Origin of the sequence: Hyphomonas sp. (assembly GCF_037969335.1) — a bacterium.
Taxonomy (GTDB): domain Bacteria; phylum Pseudomonadota; class Alphaproteobacteria; order Caulobacterales; family Hyphomonadaceae; genus Hyphomonas.
The window spans coordinates 1-17,532 of sequence record NZ_JBBKXE010000052.1; the positions used below are offsets into that span (position 1 = coordinate 1).

Consider the following 17,532-nt stretch of genomic DNA (forward strand, 5'->3'; position numbering starts at 1 on the left):
GTGCCCGCCCGCCCGTGCCGATGGGCGCGTTCACGACGCGGGTCATCATGGCGTTCATGTCTTCGGCCAGCTGGTAGGGATAGACGCGCTCACGCTCGTATTCGGGGCGCTGGTAGAGAACCATGCCGCGCGAGTCCTCGATCTTGTCGATGAGGTACGGGTCCATACGCAGGCCACCTGACTGGAACGCGCCATAAGCCCGCACGAGTTCCCACATGGTCACTTCCTGGCTGCCAAGGGCGAGCGACGGGAAGGGCTGCATCGGGCTTGTCATGCCGAACCGCTTGGCCAGCGAGATGACGCGTTCCTCGCTCGCCTCCTGTCCGAGCTGGGCCGCAATCGTGTTGGTCGAGCGGGTCAGGGCCTCGCTGAGCGTCATCGGTCCGAGATAGCCGCCGCCATAATTCTCGGGCTTCCATTTCTCGATCGTCAGGGGGGCATCGATCATCACGTCATAAGGCGAGAAACCGTCTTCCAGCGCCGCCGCGTAAACGAAGGGCTTGAAGCTTGATCCGGGCTGGCGCTTGGCCTGAGTCACCCGATTGAATTCCGAGGTCGCATAGTCGGCACCGCCAACCATTGCGACCACCCGGCCATCCTTGGCCATCACCAGCGCACCGACCTGGCTGGCGCCCTGTGCCTTGCCGTCTTTCGCGATGCGTTCGACGAGCAGGGATTCGATCTTTTCCTGGAGTTTCGGGTCGATGGATATGGTGACGACCAGGTCGCCCGGCAGGCGCGGCAGCATTGCTTTCACACGTTCGGCCGACGCATCGAGCACATAGCCGAGCTGCGTATCATAGACCGGCGCGTCGATGATCTTCACCTCCGCCGCGCGGGCGGTGTCGGATTGTTCTTTGGTGATGAATCCCTGATCGACCATTTCGGCGAGGACATAGAGCTGCCGGTCCCGTGCGCCCGCCAGATTGTCGCGCAGGTTCAGCTTGGATGGCGCCTTGGGCAGGGTGGCGAGCAGGGCCGCTTCCTGGATTTCGAGCTTTTCGGGCGGCTTGCCGAAATAATTGCGTGCTGCCGCGTCGATGCCGTACAGGCCGGCACCGAAATAGACGCGGTTCAGGTAGAGCGAGAGGACCTCATCCTTGCTGATCCGCTTTTCCAGTTCGCGGGCGAGCTTCATTTCCTGCGCCTTGCGCTTCAGCGTCTGGCGATTGTCGAGCACGAGATTTTTGATCAGTTGCTGCGTGATGGTCGATGCGCCAGAAACCGTCTCTCCCGCGCGCAGGTTCGACAGGGCTGCGCGGGCAATCGCGGCATCATCGGCGCCGTCATGGTCGTAAAATCGCTTGTCTTCGGCGGCGATGAAGGCCTGGGGCACATAGGCGGGCAGGGTCGAAATGTCCGTCGAGCGGCCATAGCGGGGGCCGCGTACAGACAGCGTATTGCCGTCCCGGTCGACAAATTCCATGGCGGGTTCGCGATGGGCTTCCCAGAGTTTGGCGGTGTCCGGCAGTTTCGGCATGCCGAAATAGAGCGACCGCCATTTGTAGAGCGCGTACCCGCCGACCGCCAAAATGATCGCGAATACAACCAGTATCAGCCACCCGCGCACGGTCGCTGGCCACCGGAAAATCGGTTCGCGCGGCACCTTAATGGTGCGCGGTGCGGGCTTGGGCGGGGCGGATTTAGCCATATCAGCCTGTACAACGAATCATGGAGGATTTTGTAGATGCGATTTGATTACGGCAGGGTGAAGGCGCTGTTCACTTACGAGTCCGTAGCAACCTATCTGCTCTATAGGGTTAATGCGTATATTCGCAGACGCGCCAAATTGTGTATCCTTGGTGAGACATGTTTCCGTCAAACGCCAAGCATACGCCGCCATTCAAGCGGAAAAGTGTGTGGCGCAATTCAGGAGGACCTTATCCGATGACTCGACCTTTCTTTCGTCCGGCCGCCTTTGCCCTGATCCTGTCCCTGGGAGCTGCCGCCTGTGACAACGAAGCCGACAGCGTTGTCCCATTCGATGCCATCAAGACAGATGCCCAATCGATTGCAGACGGGCGCGTGATCGCGGAAGCGCAATGTTCCAATTGTCATGCGCTCGACAATGACCCGAAAATCCGTCCGGAAGACCCGCCACCGCTGCGCTACCTGCTGGCCCAGTATAACCCGGAAACACTGTCTGAAGATTTCCAGGCCGGGCTTCATGTCGGGCATGACATGATGCCGGACTTTGTGTTCGGCCCCTTGGGCGCCGAAGTGCTGCTGGCCTATATGGTGTCGATCCAGCAGGAACCGCCTGCAGAGGAATAGGCTGTCACCCCATCCCCGGACGCCACGCGTCGCGGACATGAATGGGTACGCGCCACGGCTGGATGGCGATGAGGTCGTAACGCCAGCCATGGTCCGCAAAATGCGGGCGACGTGCCATCCAGAAATCGGCGGCGCGGGAGATGCGTTGCCAGCCGGCGGGGGTGACGGCGCCAAGCGCGTGGTCGCGCCGGGCGCGGGCTTTGACTTCCACGAAAGCGATGATCCGGCCCTTTGAGGCGATGAGGTCGATCTCGCCAACAGGGGTCCGCAAGCGGGTTGCGAGAATTCGGTAGCCTTTGAAACGCAGCCAGAGCGCGGCCAGCGTTTCGCCTGTCCGGCCGCGCCGTTCGGCCCGCTGGCGGGCACCCTCAGCCATTGGCCTTCAATTGCAGGGCGCGCTGGTAGACGTCGCGCTTGGGCAGGCCAAGCGCCTCGGCCACGGCGCTGGCGGCGGCCTTGGTCGGCTGGTCCTTCAGGGCATCAAGAAGCGCGGCATCGAGGTTGGCCTGCGTGATTTCGGTATCGAGCGGCGGGCCGACGAGCAGCACGATCTCGCCGCGCGGCGGGCCGGTCTCGGCATAGTGGGCCGCGAGCTCTGAGAGCGTGCCCCGGCGGGTTTCCTCGAACATTTTGGTCAGTTCGCGAGCGACCGCAGCCTTTCGGTTGCCACCGAGTGACGCCGCGAGGTCGTCGAGCGACGCGGCAAGGCGCGGACCGCTTTCGTAGAAAATCAGCGTGCCCGGCACGCCTTTCAGCGCCTCCGCGGCAGCACGGCGGGCGCCGCTTTTCGGCGGCAGGAAGCCGGCAAACATGAAGTGATCGCTCGGCAGGCCGCTGGCAACGAGCCCGGCGAGCATCGCGGACGCTCCGGGGATCGGGTATACTTTGACACCGGCCTCGAGGGCGTCGTGGGCAAGTTTCCAGCCCGGATCGGAGACAAGCGGCGTACCGGCATCGGAAATGAGGGCGATTTTCGCGCCCGCCTGCATGCGGGAAATCAGGTCAGGCCGTCGTTCCGCCCCATTGTGGTCATGGTACGGGCTCAGCCGGACTTTAAGCCCATAGGCCGACATCAGTTTCCCGGCGACGCGGGTGTCTTCTGCCAGAACTTCCTCGACGGTCTTGAGAACATCCAGCGCACGCAGCGTGATGTCCCGCAGGTTGCCGATCGGGGTCGAGACGACATAAAGCCCCGGGCCAAGTGTCTGCGCCGGTTGCCCGGCAAGGCGGCTGCCCGTAGAGTCGCCCGAGGCGTGAATCGCTTCGGGCTCAGAAGGATCAGGAGATGACATTGCTTCAACCATTGCTCAGGAAGCTCAAAGCGCCAAGCCTTGTTCTGGCTTCCCTCCTCCTGGCCACGGCCTGTGCCACAGCGCCCGCCCGCCCGCCAGTCCAGATCGGCACCGGCGAGCCGCGGGTTGACCCGGTGACCGGCGAAGTGTTGCAGCCCGGCGAAGTGGACGAAACGCAGCTTGGCGAACTGGGCCAGCAGAAGCCGGTTCGTGGCGATGGCGGCCTGATCCCGCCCTTCATGGAAGGCCGCGACGTGAAACGCGCCGCCGTGCTGTTGCCCTTTTCGCACCCGAATGCGCAGGTGCGTGCCGAGGCCGAGAGCATGCTGGCCGGTATTGAGCTGGCCTTGTTTGAATATGCCGGGGACAATTTCCTGATCATGCCGAAGGATACCGCGGGCAAGCAATCGGTCACCGAGGCGCGTGTGGACGAGTCCCTGAAAGAGGGGGCTGATATCATCCTCGGGCCGCTGTTTGGCGCCAATGTGAAGGCGATCACGCCGATGGCCAGCCATGCACAGGTGCCGATCATTGCTTTTTCGAATGACCGCAGTGCGGCTGGCGGTGGGGCATTTCTCGCGTCCGTTTCGCCAGAAGAGGAAGTCGCGCGCGTGATGCAATATGCCGGAGCGCGCGGCGTTCGCTCATTCGTGTTCCTTGGGCCGAGCACGCCATACGGGCGTCAGGTCGAGGCAGCGATGCGCTTTCAGGCCTCGCAGCAGGGCGGCGTCGTCGTGGCGTCGGCCTTTTATGATCCCGCATCCGGGGCGGCAGCGGAGTCGCGCCAGATTGCCACTGTTCTGCAAGGCGAAATTGCGCGCGGCAAGGTGGCCGTGATGATCCCCGAGCGTGGCGTGAAGCTGCTCTCGGTGGCGCCTTTGCTGCCCTATAATGGGGTCGACATGCGTCAGGTCATGCTGATGGGCACCAGCCTGTGGGACGATTCCAGCATCTGGCGCGAACCGACCCTGGCAGGCGGGGTCTATGCTGCGCCAGACCCGGCAAACCTTGCCGGATTCAAGCAAACTTATAATCGCATCTATGGCCGCAACCCAACGGACCTGGCCGGGGTGGCCTATGACGCGGCTGCGCTTTCGGTGCGGCTCGCAGCGGACGACAATATGCGGTACAATGGCGTTACCGATCCCGATGGGTTCATGGGCGTCAATGGCCTGTTCCGGTTCCGGATTGACGGCACATCGCAACGCGGCCTTGCCGTGATGCAGATCCAGTCTTCCGGCGTATCTGTCGTGGAAAAAGGCATCTCTGCCTTTGGTCCCGGCCCTAGCTGAGCACCGTGCTTTCTGCAGCTATCCCTTGCAGGCAGGGGCAGTTCGCCCCACATGACTGCGCACATCAGGGAAATCGGGAAGACGGCAATAAATCATGAGCAAACGCGACTATTATGAAGTGCTCGGTGTCGCTCGCGATGCAGACGACAAGCAGCTGAAATCGGCCTATCGCAAGCTCGCCATGAAGTACCATCCGGACCAGAACGCCGGAAACGGTGAGGCCGAAGAACAGTTCAAGGAAGTTGGCGAGGCCTATGCTGTTTTGTGCGACGCTGACAAGCGCGCCGCCTATGATCGCTACGGCCATGCGGCATTCGAAAATGGCGGCGGCGGTGGCAGCCCATTCGGCGCTGGCGTCAATCCGGAAGACATTTTCCAGGACCTGTTCAGCCAGGTCTTCGGCGCAGGCGGCTTTGGCGGTCGCCGCCGGGGTGGCCCGCAGCGCGGATCAGACCTGCGCTACGATCTCGAGATCACGCTGGCCGAAGCCTATTTCGGCAAGGATGAAACCATTCACGTGCCCCAGGCCGTGCCGTGCGAGCCCTGCTCAGGCAGCGGAGCCGCGCAGGGCAGCACGCCCGAGAAATGTGACATGTGCGACGGCCACGGCCGCGTGCGCGCCCAGCAGGGCTTTTTCACCATGGAGCGCACCTGCCCGCGCTGTTCGGGCAAGGGCAAGGTCATCCGCAAGCCCTGCAAGGAATGCGGCGGTGCCGGCCAGGTCCGCGAAGAACGCAAGCTGTCGGTGAAAATTCCGGCAGGCGTCGAGAGCGGCATGCGCATCCGCCTGTCAGGTGAAGGCGAAAGCGGCACGGCAGGTGGCGCCAAGGGTGACCTCTACATCTTCGTCGATGTCGTGGAGCACGATATCTTCGAACGCGACGGACCGAACCTCTATTGCCGTGCGCCCGTGCCCATGGCGACAGCGGCCCTTGGTGGGGAAATCGAAATTCCGACGATCGACGGTGGCCGCGCCAAGGTTGCCATTCCGGAAGGCGCCCAGACGGGCCGCAAGCTGCGCCTGCGCGGCAAGGGCATGCCAAGCGTGCGCTCGTCCGGCCAGACCGGAGACCTCTATGTCGAAATGTTCGTCGAGACGCCGCAGAACCTGTCTGCGCGCCAGAAGGACATCCTGCGCGAATTCTGCGACTGCTCTGGTGCCGACTGCCACCCGGAAAGCGAAGGCTTCCTGGGCCGCATCAAACGATTCTGGAGCGGCCATGAGGACGAAAAGCGGGCGAACTAGGCTTCAGGCGCCACTTTTTAGTCCCTCGCGATAATTTCTGTCATAGGCCAGCGCTTATGATGCCGATGGCGGAGCGTTCGATTCCCGCCTGACTGGCATTCTGGCGGGAAGACAACATGATAATTTCGAGACGTACCGTTCTGGCAGGCAGCGCGGGCTTTGCCGCGACCGCATGCGCGAGCAATGAGGCGGTTCCGATGGCGCCCTTCCAGAGTGATGGCGCCCTGCACACAGCTTCCGACGAAGCCTACTGGCGCGAGGTCGCCGCGGCATATGACGTGATGGACGGCGTCATTAATCTCGAGAACGGGAACTGGGGCCTGATGGCGCGTCCTGTGCTTCAGCGCTACCAGGTCCATACCGGGACGGTAAACCGTCGCAACTCCTATTTCGCTCGGCGTGAATATGCCGACATCTATCGCCCGATTCATGAACGTCTGGCAGATGTCCTGGGCGCCGATGCGGATGAGATCGCCATCACACGCGGTGCGACCGAGGCGCTGAAGGCACTGATCACAGGTTATAACCGGCTGCAGCCCGGCGATGGCGTCATGATCGCCGATCTCGACTATGGGTCGATCCAGAATGCGATGGGCTGGAAAGCGGCGCAGTCTGGCGGGCGGCTGGTGCGCCTCTCCGTTCCTGAACCCGTCACCCATGATGCCCTGATCGCCTTCTATGACGCGGCGATGGTGGCGAACCCGGATGTCCGCCTTCTATTGCTGACCCATGTCAGCCACCGGACGGGACTGGTTATCCCGGTGCCGGAGATCGTCGCGGCGGCGCGCCTGCGGGGAGTCGACGTGATCGTGGATGCGGCTCATTCCTGGGGGCAGATGGACTTTGACGTTACGGCGATCGGCGCCGATTTCGTCGGCTTCAACCTGCACAAATGGATCGGAGCGCCGATCGGCGTGGGCGTCATGTATATCAAGGGCGACAGGCTCAAGGCGGTTTCGCCGGACATGTCTGCCGAGTCGTGGGAGCGCGATGGCACCGGCGGCCGGGTGCATACGGGCACGATGAATTTTGCCGCCGTGATGAGCCTTCCCGATGCGCTCGACTTCCATGACCAGGTTGGGCCGGCAAACAAGGCGGCGCGTCTGGCCCACCTGCGCAACGCCTGGGTCGACCAGGTTCGGCCGCTTGAGCGGATCGAGATACTCACCCCGGACGATCCCCGGATGCATGCCGGGATCACGTCGTTCCGGGTCGCGGGCAAGACCAGCGCCGAGGACAACAAGGCGCTTGCGGAGCGCTTGCTGGCCGAATTCGGCATCTTCTCGGTGCTCCGGGACGGTGTTGCGGCCGGCTGCTGCGTGCGCATCACGCCGGCGCTCTACAATACGCCCGGGCATGCCGATCGCCTCGCAGAAGCGTTGCGCACGATTGTTCAGAAGGACTGATGCGCTGGTTTGTTCAGACCAGCTTTTCCTCGAAATCGCCCGCCTCATAGGCTTCGCGCAGTTTGAATTTCTGGATCTTGCCTGATCCCGTCAGGGGCCATTCCTCGACCCAGATCCAGTAGGCCGGTGTTTTCTGGGGAGACAGGCGCTCGCGAATGAAAGCTTTCAGGTCTGCGCCGCTGACTTTCGTCTGGCTCTTGCTGCGCAGGAAACAGGCGACCTGCTCGCCCCATTTCGCGTCCGGGATGCCCACCACGGCCACTTCGGCAACGACGACATGTTCCAGCATGGCGTTCTCGATTTCCACCGGGAAGATGTTTTCGCCACCGCGAATGATCATTTCCTTCACACGGCCAGTGATCCTGACATAGCCGCGCGTGTCCATGCGTCCGAGATCACCGGTATGGAGCCAGCCCGCGGAATCAATGGCGGCGGCGGTTGCTTCCTGATTGTCATTGTATCCGGTCATCACGAGATAACCGCGACAGCAGATTTCACCCTGTTCGCCGACCGGAACCACGGTGTTGGTTTGCGGGTGCCGGATCGAGACTTCGACATGTGCGGCGGGTTGGCCGATCGTTTGTGTCAGGTCTTCAAGCGAATTCTCGAACCAGGCCTGTGTGATGACGGGCGATGTTTCGGTTTGCCCGTAGACGATCTGGATGGGCGCCCCCAGAACGGCGCGCGCCTGCTTGCACAGTTCCGGCGCCACCATTGCGCCGCCGGACATGATGCGCGAGATTGACGAGACGTCGCGTCCCGATTTCTGCACTTCGTCGATCAGGGCCACGAGCATGGTCGGCACACCGAGAATGAAGTCGGTCTTTTCCCGTTCAATCAGTTTCACGATCACTTCCGGATCGAACATGGGCGCCAGCAGCATGGTTGCCCCCACGCCCAGGCCGCCGAGCACGAGAATCGCGCAGCCTGTCGTGTGGAAGAGTGGCATGTTGTGGACGAAGGACTTGCCCGCAGTCATGCCGGCCCTTGTCATCGCATCGACGCCGTTCCGCACGAGGCCGTTATGATGCAGCAGCGCGCCCTTGGGAAAGCCGGTCGTGCCGGACGTGTACTGGATCTGCACCGGATCGGAAGGCTTCGGATCGCGCAGGATACGTTCGGCTTCGCCCGCAAACAGCGCGTCGTGGTCGGTGAGCAGGATCCGGTGACGGATCGCCGGGATCTCGTCGCAGACGGCGTCGGCGATGGCCTGCATCGGGTTTCCGCGAAAATCCTTCACGTAATAGATCGCTTCGGCGCGGGACTGTTCGAGAACGAATTTGAGTTCGCGTTTCTGATAGGCCGGATTGACCGTGACGAGTGTGACGCCCGCGAGGCCGCACGCGAGTTCGAGCAGGATCCATTCCGGCACGTTATTGGCGTAGACGGCGATCCGGGAGCCCTCAGCGTGCCGGCTGGCGAGAGCGCGGGCGAGGCGTTCGCTGTCGTCCAGCAATTGGGAATAGGTCCAGGTGCGCAGGATTGTTCCGTCATAGTCGAGGGCTTTGAGGGCCGGGAAATCGGGTGCGCTTGCGGTTGAGGCACGCAGCATTGCGCCGATTGTAAGCGGTTCGGGTTCGGAGCCGCCCTGTGCCGGGAAATAGGATTCCGTGAGATCGACTTTGTACATCCGGCCCTCCATTGTCAGGTTTTGTTCTGTTTGAAACAGACGCTAGTTTCATTGCGGGGGCTTGGCCAGTTGCCGCGTTTCAGCGGCAGCCGTCGGCCCAGTCCAGCACCGTCTCGATCAGTTCCTGACGTGACCAGGAGAAGGAATGATCGCCTGACAGAATTTTGGCTGTCAGGTCGATGCCGGGTTCGGCCTCATAGGCGGCGACCAGCGGGGCAATGATGGTGTCCGGTGGAACGGACGTGTCCTTGTCGCCGCCGATCACGAGCACTGATTTTCCGACAAGTTCCGACGCCAGCAGCCGTGTATCGAAGGCTTCGCGGTTGGCCATGATCTCCTGCAGGGCTTTGTCGCCGGTCAAGCCTGACAGCATCTGCATCGTGTCGCTATAGGCGACAAAGCCCTCGGCTGCTTTGGGATCAGCTTCGAATGCGTCTGCGATGACGCCGAGGTTCGCTGGCGCGAGGCCGGCGACGCAGGCGATCCTGTCATCTTGGGCGGCTGCCTCGAGCGCCGCGAAGCCGCCCATGGAATGGCCGATGAGGATCAGCTTGTCCGGGTCAGTGCGATAGGTTTCAGTATCGGCGCGGAGCATGTCGGTGGCGGAGGCGACGTCTTCGATAACGTGAGTGAAGCTGTAAGTGCCCTCGCTGCCCCAGGCGCCGCGATAGTGGAAGAAGATGACGTTGAATCCGTCACTGCGCAGGTCCTGCGCGAGGTCGAGATTGCGTTCATTGCCCGGGAAGCCATGCAGCAGGACCACGGTCGGGTGCGGGCCTTCGCCCTCGGCAAGGTAGGCGTGGCCGTTGAGGCGGTCGCCGCGGCTTTCGAAATTCAGTTCTACGAGGGACGGCGGGAAGTCGGCGTCGACCACTATGGGATGAACCGCGATCTCGGGCGTGGTCGCGCAGGCTGTGAGCAGCATCAACGTGCTGAGCGATGCGGCGGTAAAAATGGCGGCTTTCATGCGTTTCCCCTTCGGCTTTTCAACACTCTAGGGCGGGACACGCAGCGGTGCCATGAAAAAGCCCGCCCCCGGATGCCGGGAGCGGGCTGATTGTCGGGCTGTCGCCGCGTGACTAGATACGTTCGATGATGATGGCCGGGGCCATGCCGCCAGCGGCGCACATGGTGATCAGGGCATAGCGGCCGCCGGAACGCTCAAGTTCGTCCAGCGCGGTGCCGATCAGGATCGAACCAGTGGCGCCAATCGGGTGGCCGAGGGCCATGGCGCCGCCATTGATGTTGACCTTTTCACGGTCAAGATCGAGATCGCGGATGAACTTTTCAGCGACAACCGAGAAGGCTTCGTTGATTTCGTAGACGTCGATATCGTCCTTGGTCAGGCCGGCTTTTTCGAGGACTTTCTTCGCCGCCGGAACCGGTGCGTTGAGCATCAGCGTCGGGCAGTCGCCCATGTTTGCCGTGGCAACGATACGACCGCGCGGTTTGAGGCCATGCTTGTCGGCATACTCTTTCGAAGTGAGCAGGATGGCGGCGGCACCATCGACAACACCCGATGAGTTCCCGGCATGGTGGACATGGTTCACCTTGCCTTCGAGCTCTGGGTATTTCTTGGTGAGCAGGTTGCCGTACGTGTTGCCTTTGTCATCCACGGGGATGTCCATGTAGGCCGGGAACACGGTGCGAAGGCCAGCCAGTGTTTCCATGGTTGTGCCCGGACGCGGGAATTCTTCATGGTCGAGGGCAAGCGTGCCGTCTTCATTGTAAACAGGCACGAGGGATTTGTCGAAACGGCCCTCTTTGATGGCCACAGCGGCGCGCTGCTGGCTGGTAAAGGCAAGGCGGTCGACGGCTTCGCGGTCGATGCCTTCCAGCGTGGCGATCGCATCAGCGCAGATGCCCTGCTGGGTCTGCGGGTGGCTGGCGCGCAGGCGTGTGTTGCCAACGTCCATGACGGGCGGTGTTTTCGGGTCGGCGGTGGAGGCTGTGTAGCTCATCATTTCCGTGCCGCCGGCGATGACGCAGTCTTCCATGCCGGACATGACCTGGGCTGCGGCGAGTGCGACGGACGTGATGCCCGAGCCGCAGAAGCGGTCGAGCGTGACGCCCGAGGCCTTGATATCATAGCCCGCATCGAGTGCAGCCATGCGGCCAAGGTCAGCGCCCTGTGCGCCGCGCTGGCTGCTGGTGCCCCAGATAATGTCGTCGACCGTGGCGGTGTCGAGCTTGTTACGTTCGGCCAGCGCCTTCAGGACGGTGGCTGCCAGTTGCTGGGGGTGGATATGGGCGAGGGCGCCCTTTCCAACTTTGCCGATGCCGCGCGGCGTGCGGCAGGCGTCAATGATATAGGCTTCAGCCATTAGGGTTTCTCCCGGTTCGCATCACTGTTGAATGGTGTTTCCGAGGTTTACGCGCACGTAAGCGTCATAGGAAGGGATGACGTTGGGATATGCGACCAAATCACCGCGCGGCAACCTAGGGGATTGAGCAGGCAGGTGATGGCGGCCGTCGCACCGCTCGCAGGCAAACGATCGGCGCGCCTAAGTCGCGATCTTAGCGGACGATGACCTTGATCAATGCCGGCTTGTTGGCGTGACCCGTATGGGGCGAAACGAACTGGTAATAGCCGCCGCGACCGGCGTAGACTTTCGACGGGCCGGTATAGACACGCGGGCCATCGACGAATTTCTCGCCTTTGGCTGGAACATAGGTCCAGGCTGAGGCCGGGCAGCTTACCTGCCGCATGTCTCGCAGGTCTTCCCTCGCGTCGGCTCGGGATGTGGTGACGCGCTGGTCGAGCCGGTCTTCGACAAGATCCGGGCACCGGCGCGGATCAAGCCGCCATTCTCCGGCAGAGGCGGCTCCGGCAAGGCCGATGGCAAGCAGGGACAGGCTTGCGGCTTTCAGGGTCAATGACGTTTTCATGGTGGCTCTCCAGGGTTGATCGACAGTCGTTCAACGACAACTGGAGCCGTGTCCGTCGCGAAGCGCCTGACAATGACAGGAGTTTAAGAAAGCGGCTTAGCCGAAGGCTCCATACGGGTGCGTAATCGCCAGGCTGATGCCATGCAGGGCGCGGTCGATCTCATCCAGCGGTCCGATAATATCGCGGTGGATATTGTCATAACCGTAGCTGGCAGCGGATTTGGTCTCGCTGCCGGATTCGGTGAGCGCCTTGAATGGCGTCTCCTCGTCGCTTGCGCGGGGGAAGATTTCGACAAGCAGAGCGACGGTTTCGGCGATACGCATGTCGAGTACCATGCGCAGGAGATCGCGCGCGTCGGTGTCATGACGCTGTGAAATGCGTGGCAGCCGACCGACCAGGGTGAAGGCGCGCATCATCAGGGCCTGACGGATGGCGTGCAGGGCGTGCAGGTCAAGCCGGCCTTCGTGACGCTCTTCGGCCGAGGGCGCATCATCGAGCCGGGCGAGCAGGCGGTCAAAGCGGCCAAGGTCGATCGACAGGAAATTGGCGATCCGGTTGATCGAGACGGCGGTCTCATCATCGCGCAGGCCATAATAGACGCTGCGATAGGCGGCGGCCTTGTCAGGCTCGGCCAGGCGCGCATGGGCAATCCAGACGCTCGGGTCGAACACGTTCGCATAGGCCCGCAGGGCAGGCAGGCTGGTGACCACGCGGGCCCTGAGCGCGAGCAGGATCAGGCCGTGCATGCGGGGGCTGGCATTGATCAATTCAACGAGGCGGTCATTCTCGCGCTGCAGGGACGAGCCGATGCCGGACGCCGTATTGGCGGGGATGCCGAGCTGTTGCAGCGTTGCGTTATGCGAGATGGCGCGCAGGGCGCGGGGGCCAGTCGGGCCGCCGGTGCGGCGCTTCTGGCGCGAGCCGGCCTTGACCACGAGGCCGGCCGAAAAGTCGCCCAGCAGGCGGCCATAGTCGGGATTGACGAACAGGCGCTCGTGCCATGCGCGCAGCGCACGATAGAAATCCCAGACAAGGTCTGTGCGCGTATAAAAGGGGTCTTTCGACGTGTCCGGCGGGTCGGACAGGGCCCGGTGGCACCACGCGGCATAGGTTGTCTCGGCGATTGGAAGGCTGGCGAAATGAAGGAAGCCGTCGCCGCCCTGGAAACTGACTTCATGCATGAGGCGCAGGTTGCGCGTGCGGGCGCCATTTCGGGTCCACGGCGTCAGGACATGGTCGAAGCGCTGGCCGAAACTGCCCGGCCACGCGCCGCGGCCCATGGACTCGCCGTGTGTATTGAAGATCAGCAGGGCCACATCGTCGGTCTTTGCAGCGAGGGCCCGGGCGATGAGATTGTGGATGCGCTCGATTGCCATGTCGGCAGCGACCTGGCCGATGAAGCGGCCGGCGTCCGAGAATCCGAGCTGGATCGAGAGGTAGCCGCGCTCTTTAATGTAACGCAGGAATTCAGGCTCTTCGAGCAGGCGTTCGATGAAGCGGCCACCTGTCTCGAGGGCTTCAGGCGTTTCGAACAGGGGCGAGATGTCGAGCTTCTCGGCGACGCCATATTGGCGGGCGAGATAGAGCGCGCCCATCACGGTGGCGGGGTTCTCGCTCTCGGCGATGAGGAAACGGATGACCGAGCCGGAATCGATATGCTTGAGGATTTGCGCGCACATCATGAACTGGCGCCGGGCTGTCGATTGTTCGAGGAAGAGATCGGCGAAATTGACCTGGACCGGTTTGGACTGGCGCGCTTTCTGGGACAGCTGGGCAAGCGCCAGGCGGCCCAGTTCGCGGTCTTCGGTTTCAAGACCGAGGTCGCGATTGATAACGGTTCGTACCTGGGCAGCATTGACCCGGAGGTGGATGCGCGCGGTGCCAAGCTGCAGCGACTCCACTTCAGCGCGGAAGGCGATCAACTCGGCCGCCAGGCTGTCATCAACCGTAGGGATGGCGTCGTCGAGAACGGTGGTGATCTCGGTCGCGTCGAGGACCATGCGCTTGCTGTGAGACGTCAGGGCGTTGGCGGCCTCGACCAGTTTTTCGGGGTCGGTCAGGTCCTCGGCGAAGCGCGCCGCGTCGGATTCTGCGTCCCCGGCCGCGCCGCGCAGGCGCACGGTCAGGCGAGCAAGTACGGCGATCTTGCTGGCGCCGGACATGGCTTCCAGCCGGTCAGCATAGCGGCCGAGCTGGGCGGCTTTCTCGCGCAGGCGGAAGGTCAGGGACTGGGACCAGTGAATGTCGGTGCGCCCGTCAAGGTCGTAGCCGACCCAGCTGGCTAGCGTCGGCAGGTAAGGCCGCAGGCCACGCCAGTCATCGGGAAAGGCCTTGCGGGCCACGTCCAGAACCAGCGCGGCATAGGCCTGTTGCGCGCCCGCCGCATTCAGCAGCGCGTCCTGGACCTCGTCATGCTCGCCAACCAGATTGATCGACTTGGTCCACGGGCGGCCATCCTCGCGGATATGTTTGAGAAGTGTGGCACGGCTGGATTTGTTGGGACGGGTAACGTGCGCGGTGAATGCCTGCCGGAGCGCACGTGAGAGCGCGAAAGTCGGGTGGGCGGTAAAGACGATGCCGCCGGTATTTTGTTCAATGCCGGTCCTGAAGGCATCCAGTCCCTTGCGGGCGAGCGCGTCGAGCGCGGCGCGGACCAGCGACCAGCCTGCCTTGGGGGCGGCGTCATAATGTTGTTCGCGGAAACGGTCTGCGCGTTCCTCGATCATGGTGAGGTGAAGGTCGCCCGCAAATTTTGCCAGCTCGGCGACGCTGGCCTTGCCGGCCTCAACATCCTGGAACAGGGACTGGGCCAGTGCGAAGACCGAATTGGTCATCGGATCGACGGCAATGCGTGTCGATTGCGCCCGCAGGAAGTCCTGCACGGCAGCGAGTGTCAGCGGGGTTGGGTTGGCATTAGTCATCTGTTCACCACCAAGACGCCTTTGATTGCGAAGTCAAAGCAGACGAGGCCTGCATATGGGCAAGACGGACTGCTGGTTTCACCGTCTGCTTACCCGGCATATGTGGCATATGCCACTGATATGTCGTATCAAGAGCGGGCCGGCAGAGGGGCATGTGTAGATGCAGATTGATGCGATAGCGACGCTCATGGCGATGGCGGTCAGTGTCGCCGTGGTGATGTCTCCAGCCTCGGCGCAACCTGCTGCCAGCGCCATGGAGCAGGTGCTGGGTCCCGGCAAGCAGGCAGCGTCCGTCGTCGAACCAGCGCCTGTATCGGTCACCACGCATGGGTCGGCGCCCAGCCACAATGTGATTTCCCCGCCGCCCGTCTGTCACATCAGGTCTGATGATGAATGCCATCATGCGGCTGTCGCCTGCCTGAAGGCGCGCAGCATTGGCGGGCTCTACACAGTCGTCTTGGGCCGGGAAGGCAAGCCGGCGGTCGTGCGGGTGCGAGATGACAGGACGGATGCGCAGGAGCGGCAGGCTCGCGCCTGTGCGACAGACCTGCAGCAATGCCTGAGCGGGAATTGCTGAACGGGGCGGGGATGCTGCCTTAGCGCCGCCCGAAGAATTTCACTGCGCCCAGAAGGCCTGCAATGGCAGACCCGAGCCCACCCAGCAAAACGAACAGCGGATTGGCCTGATCGGCAAAAGCAATGGCGCGGTTGATGCCGGAGACTTGGACCGTGACCGTGTCACGGAACGTGCGCAGCGGAACGACGGAGTCCTGGTCGATGGCGTATATCTCGAACACGAGGTCATGATCACCAGCCGACAGTGGCATGACCGACCAGCGCCAGACATTTTCAGTCAACGGCGATAGCGATTGCACGCCGGGCGACATGGGAACGATTTCGAAATTGGCACCGCTGACGCGGGCTTCGACGCGGTCGGAGACCTGGGCTTCGCCGGTCACGATATTGCCGCGTCCGGGCAGAGCGTCGACCGCGGTGTCATCGCCGGTCGCATCAATGGCGAGCGTGACGTCGAAGGCACGCTTGTATTCGGCCGATTTCGGCGTCTCGTGTGCGACAGGAACCGTTTGCAGGGACTCCATGAATACTTCGGCATGCGAGCGTCTCGGTTCAGCGGCAGCTACGCCTGCTGTTTCGGCAAGGGCGTCCGAAAGGGCGTCAAATTCGCCAGCGGCCTCGACGGAGAAGGTCTCAGCAGTGTCGAGCGCGTCGCCTGCAGAGGCGACGGAGGCAGTGTCGTCTGCGCTAGAACCGGACGAGAGGGAGCGCGTTGTCGGACCCGAGGAACGGGCGCCGGGGGCCGCAGGCGCCATTTGAGCTTCAGTCGGCGCCTCCATCGCGGCAGGCTCTGGCGGTATCTCCATTGCGGCTTCGGGCGCGGGCATGGCCTCTACGGCCTCAGGCATGGATTCCATGGCCATGGTCTCATGGGGACGGTATTCTTCGAGCAGGGCGGCGCCGCCGATGCCGGCAACTGCCAAGCCTGCCAGAACGAGAAGAATGGAGATAAATCTTAGCATCGCAGGGGCTCCCGTCTGACGATTCCTCGCATTAACCCTAGCAGAGCTTCAGCGCGGTGGGAAACCTTCCCGGCTGGCTTCGTAGAACGCAATTGCGGCAGCATTGGACACATTGAGGCTTTCCATGACCTCGGTCATCGGGATGCGGGCCAGCTCAGCGCAGGCCTTGGCGACGGCGGGGCGCAGGCCGGAACCTTCGGCGCCCATCACGATGGCGATTTTCGGCGCGCCAGCGACGGCGTCAGCGAGGATACGCCGGCCTCCGCCGTCGAGGCCGACGGTGTGATAGCCCGCGTCAGCGAGCTGTTCGAGCGCGCGGGCAATGTTGACAACACGGGCTTCGGCCACGGTTTCAATCGCGCCCACGGCCGCTTTGGCGACCACGCCGGTGATCGGCGGTGCATGCCGGGTTTGCAGGACAATTCCGTTGAAACCGAAGGCGGCGGCGGACCGGTAGATGGCGCCGAGATTGTGGGGGTCGGAGACCTGGTCGAGGACGCAGATGCGGGAAATGTCGCGGTCTATCAGGTCTTCCAGGCTGGACGGATTCAGCGGGGCAACTTTGAGCGCCAGTCCCTGGTGGACGGCGCCGGGCGGCAGGCGATTGTCGAGATCCTTGCCGAGGATGATTTCCGGCGTGATCCGGGCAGGTCCGAGCCGCGCGGCGGCATTTTCCGTAGCCAGCAGCATGTGGCAGGTGCGCGACGGGTTTGCCAGCGCCGCTACAACGGCATGCGTGCCCCAGAGCCAGCCTTCGCCATCACCGCCGCCACTGCGTTCGCGCGGGCGATCCTGCCGCGGGCGTTGCGATCCGTCCTGCCCTCCGGGGCCGGGTGCATTTCGGCGTTTTGTATGGTTGCGCGCCATTTCTTTCGTCCCTATAAGGCCGTCTCCCGAAGCGGTGGAGGTCACGGATTGCCGTGCCCTTTAGGCGGTTCGGGGCGACGGCGTCAATTATCGTAAGTCGCAGGCAGCCCTTGGAGGGGTGGCCGAGTGGTTAAAGGCAGCAGACTGTAAATCTGCCCGCATAGCGTACACAGGTT

At 62.8% G+C, this 17,532-nt stretch carries 15 protein-coding genes; 5 read left to right on the plus strand and 10 right to left on the minus strand.

Translation table 11 applies throughout. The annotated features are described in order from the left end of the window. A partial coding sequence (locus tag AADA04_RS04060; RefSeq protein WP_340691960.1) for a transglycosylase domain-containing protein occupies positions 1–1,651 on the minus strand: 1,651 nt, incomplete at its 3' end. A gap of 236 nt (positions 1,652–1,887) precedes the next feature. Between AADA04_RS04060 and AADA04_RS04065 the strand changes: the two genes are divergently transcribed. After that, complete coding sequence (locus AADA04_RS04065) at positions 1,888–2,274, plus strand: hypothetical protein (RefSeq protein WP_340691961.1); 387 nt, start codon at positions 1,888–1,890, stop codon at positions 2,272–2,274. Between the two features lie 4 nt (positions 2,275–2,278). Here the strand turns inward: AADA04_RS04065 and AADA04_RS04070 are convergent, their stop codons facing one another. Both AADA04_RS04070 and rsmI read right to left on the minus strand, forming a co-directional pair. After that, positions 2,279–2,650: a YraN family protein gene (locus AADA04_RS04070; RefSeq protein WP_340691962.1), complete on the minus strand. Its 372-nt coding sequence runs from the start codon at positions 2,648–2,650 to the stop codon at positions 2,279–2,281. Further along, positions 2,643–3,578, minus strand: coding sequence for a 16S rRNA (cytidine(1402)-2'-O)-methyltransferase (gene rsmI / locus AADA04_RS04075; RefSeq protein WP_340691963.1), 936 nt, complete (start codon positions 3,576–3,578; stop codon positions 2,643–2,645). Before rsmI ends, AADA04_RS04070 begins: the two co-directional genes overlap by 8 nt. Here rsmI and AADA04_RS04080 point away from each other — a divergent pair. The 3 genes from AADA04_RS04080 (at position 3,560) to AADA04_RS04090 (ending at position 7,510) form a co-directional block, all read left to right on the plus strand. Next, positions 3,560–4,858 (plus strand): penicillin-binding protein activator, encoded by a 1,299-nt coding sequence (locus AADA04_RS04080; protein ID WP_340691964.1) that lies wholly within the window; start codon positions 3,560–3,562, stop codon positions 4,856–4,858. The genes rsmI and AADA04_RS04080 overlap by 19 nt on opposite strands. 94 nt (positions 4,859–4,952) lie before the next feature. Continuing rightward, positions 4,953–6,104 carry a molecular chaperone DnaJ gene (dnaJ, locus tag AADA04_RS04085; protein ID WP_340691965.1) on the plus strand — a complete coding sequence of 384 codons (1,152 nt, stop codon included), beginning with the start codon at positions 4,953–4,955 and terminating at the stop codon, positions 6,102–6,104. A 116-nt stretch (positions 6,105–6,220) separates the two neighbouring features. Further along, positions 6,221–7,510, plus strand: coding sequence for an aminotransferase class V-fold PLP-dependent enzyme (locus tag AADA04_RS04090; RefSeq protein WP_340691966.1), 1,290 nt, complete (start codon positions 6,221–6,223; stop codon positions 7,508–7,510). 13 nt (positions 7,511–7,523) lie between these two features. Here the strand turns inward: AADA04_RS04090 and AADA04_RS04095 are convergent, their stop codons facing one another. The 5 genes from AADA04_RS04095 to AADA04_RS04115 form a co-directional block, all read right to left on the minus strand. Then, positions 7,524–9,140 carry an AMP-binding protein gene (locus AADA04_RS04095; RefSeq protein WP_340691967.1) on the minus strand — a complete coding sequence of 539 codons (1,617 nt, stop codon included), beginning with the start codon at positions 9,138–9,140 and terminating at the stop codon, positions 7,524–7,526. A gap of 79 nt (positions 9,141–9,219) precedes the next feature. Then, complete coding sequence (locus AADA04_RS04100; protein WP_340691968.1) at positions 9,220–10,107, minus strand: alpha/beta fold hydrolase; 888 nt, start codon at positions 10,105–10,107, stop codon at positions 9,220–9,222. A 112-nt stretch (positions 10,108–10,219) separates the two neighbouring features. Continuing rightward, positions 10,220–11,464: an acetyl-CoA C-acetyltransferase gene (locus AADA04_RS04105; protein WP_340691969.1), complete on the minus strand. Its 1,245-nt coding sequence runs from the start codon at positions 11,462–11,464 to the stop codon at positions 10,220–10,222. Positions 11,465–11,657: 193 nt separating this feature from the next. After that, positions 11,658–12,029 carry a hypothetical protein gene (locus tag AADA04_RS04110; protein WP_340691970.1) on the minus strand — a complete coding sequence of 124 codons (372 nt, stop codon included), beginning with the start codon at positions 12,027–12,029 and terminating at the stop codon, positions 11,658–11,660. A 96-nt stretch (positions 12,030–12,125) separates the two neighbouring features. Continuing rightward, complete coding sequence (locus AADA04_RS04115) at positions 12,126–14,951, minus strand: phosphoenolpyruvate carboxylase (RefSeq protein ID WP_340691971.1); 2,826 nt, start codon at positions 14,949–14,951, stop codon at positions 12,126–12,128. Positions 14,952–15,111: 160 nt separating this feature from the next. Between AADA04_RS04115 and AADA04_RS04120 the strand changes: the two genes are divergently transcribed. Then, positions 15,112–15,528 (plus strand): hypothetical protein, encoded by a 417-nt coding sequence (locus tag AADA04_RS04120; protein ID WP_340691972.1) that lies wholly within the window; start codon positions 15,112–15,114, stop codon positions 15,526–15,528. 19 nt (positions 15,529–15,547) lie between these two features. Here AADA04_RS04120 and AADA04_RS04125 read toward each other — a convergent pair whose 3' ends face one another. Together AADA04_RS04125 and AADA04_RS04130 are read right to left on the minus strand one after the other, a co-directional pair. Beyond that, on the minus strand, positions 15,548–16,489 hold the full coding sequence (locus tag AADA04_RS04125; RefSeq protein WP_340691973.1) for a hypothetical protein: 942 nt from the start codon (positions 16,487–16,489) through the stop codon (positions 15,548–15,550). Positions 16,490–16,537: 48 nt separating this feature from the next. Beyond that, a complete protein-coding gene (locus AADA04_RS04130; RefSeq protein ID WP_340691974.1) occupies positions 16,538–17,356 on the minus strand; it encodes an RNA methyltransferase in 819 nt (272 codons plus the stop codon). Positions 17,357–17,532 lie beyond the last annotated feature (176 nt).

Coding starts and splice junctions, on each gene's coding strand:
- AADA04_RS04080 (WP_340691964.1), top strand. CDS start 3,560: ATGACATTGCTTCAACCATTGCTCAGGAAGCTCAAAGCGCCAAGCCTT.
- AADA04_RS04110 (WP_340691970.1), bottom strand. CDS start 12,029: ATGAAAACGTCATTGACCCTGAAAGCCGCAAGCCTGTCCCTGCTTGCC.
- rsmI (WP_340691963.1), bottom strand. CDS start 3,578: ATGGTTGAAGCAATGTCATCTCCTGATCCTTCTGAGCCCGAAGCGATT.
- AADA04_RS04120 (WP_340691972.1), top strand. CDS start 15,112: ATGCAGATTGATGCGATAGCGACGCTCATGGCGATGGCGGTCAGTGTC.
- dnaJ (WP_340691965.1), top strand. CDS start 4,953: ATGAGCAAACGCGACTATTATGAAGTGCTCGGTGTCGCTCGCGATGCA.
- AADA04_RS04090 (WP_340691966.1), top strand. CDS start 6,221: ATGATAATTTCGAGACGTACCGTTCTGGCAGGCAGCGCGGGCTTTGCC.
- AADA04_RS04095 (WP_340691967.1), bottom strand. CDS start 9,140: ATGTACAAAGTCGATCTCACGGAATCCTATTTCCCGGCACAGGGCGGC.
- AADA04_RS04130 (WP_340691974.1), bottom strand. CDS start 17,356: ATGGCGCGCAACCATACAAAACGCCGAAATGCACCCGGCCCCGGAGGG.
- AADA04_RS04100 (WP_340691968.1), bottom strand. CDS start 10,107: ATGAAAGCCGCCATTTTTACCGCCGCATCGCTCAGCACGTTGATGCTG.
- AADA04_RS04125 (WP_340691973.1), bottom strand. CDS start 16,489: ATGCTAAGATTTATCTCCATTCTTCTCGTTCTGGCAGGCTTGGCAGTT.
- AADA04_RS04105 (WP_340691969.1), bottom strand. CDS start 11,464: ATGGCTGAAGCCTATATCATTGACGCCTGCCGCACGCCGCGCGGCATC.
- AADA04_RS04115 (WP_340691971.1), bottom strand. CDS start 14,951: ATGACTAATGCCAACCCAACCCCGCTGACACTCGCTGCCGTGCAGGAC.
- AADA04_RS04065 (WP_340691961.1), top strand. CDS start 1,888: ATGACTCGACCTTTCTTTCGTCCGGCCGCCTTTGCCCTGATCCTGTCC.
- AADA04_RS04070 (WP_340691962.1), bottom strand. CDS start 2,650: ATGGCTGAGGGTGCCCGCCAGCGGGCCGAACGGCGCGGCCGGACAGGC.